The sequence below is a fragment of the Saccharothrix hoggarensis genome (assembly GCF_042678885.1).
Taxonomy (GTDB): domain Bacteria; phylum Actinomycetota; class Actinomycetes; order Mycobacteriales; family Pseudonocardiaceae; genus Actinosynnema; species Actinosynnema hoggarensis.
This window is the reverse complement of the sequence record NZ_JBHTLK010000527.1, coordinates 1-639: the sequence shown is the minus strand read 5'-3', so window position 1 is coordinate 639 and position 639 is coordinate 1. Positions and strand designations below refer to the sequence as shown.

The window sequence follows — 639 nt, the reverse complement described above, 5'->3', positions numbered from 1 at the left end:
GCCCAGCAGCGGGTTGCACTCCACGATGAAGTTGATCTCACCGGCGGCCAGGGCGGTCATGCCGTCCTTCACCGCGTCCACCGTGATGATCTTGATGTCCTTGCCCGGCACCTTGCCCGCGGCCTTGATCGCCTCGATCGCGCCCAGGCCCATGTCGTCGTTGTGCGCGTAGACCACGTCGATCTGCGGCACCGACTTCAGGAACGCCTCCATGACCTGCTTGCCACCCGACCGCGTGAAGTCACCGGTCTGCGTCGCCACGATCTTCAGGTCCGACCCCGCGATCGCGTCCTCGAAGCCCTTCTTGCGGTCGATCGCCGGCGCCGCACCCGTCGTGCCCTGCAGCTCCACGACGTTCTTCGCACCCGCCGCGTTGGCCTTCAGCCACTCACCGGCCTTCTTGCCCTCCTCGACGAAGTCGGAGCCGAGGAACGTCTTGTACAGCGTGCTGTCGTCCGAATCGATCGCCCGGTCGGTCAGGATCACCGGGATGTTCGCGCGCTTGGCCTCCAGCAGCACCGTGTCCCAGCCCGTCTCCACCACCGGGCTGAACGCGATCACGTCCACCTTCTGCTGGATGTAGGACCGGATCGCCTTGATCTGGTTCTCCTGCTTCTGCTGCGCGTCGGAGAACTTCAG

At 65.3% G+C, this 639-nt stretch carries 1 protein-coding gene; it reads right to left on the bottom strand.

The window, feature by feature from the left end:
* The coding region (locus ACFQ3T_RS36935) for an ABC transporter substrate-binding protein (protein WP_380730857.1) at nt 1–639 on the bottom strand (639 nt) is incomplete at both ends.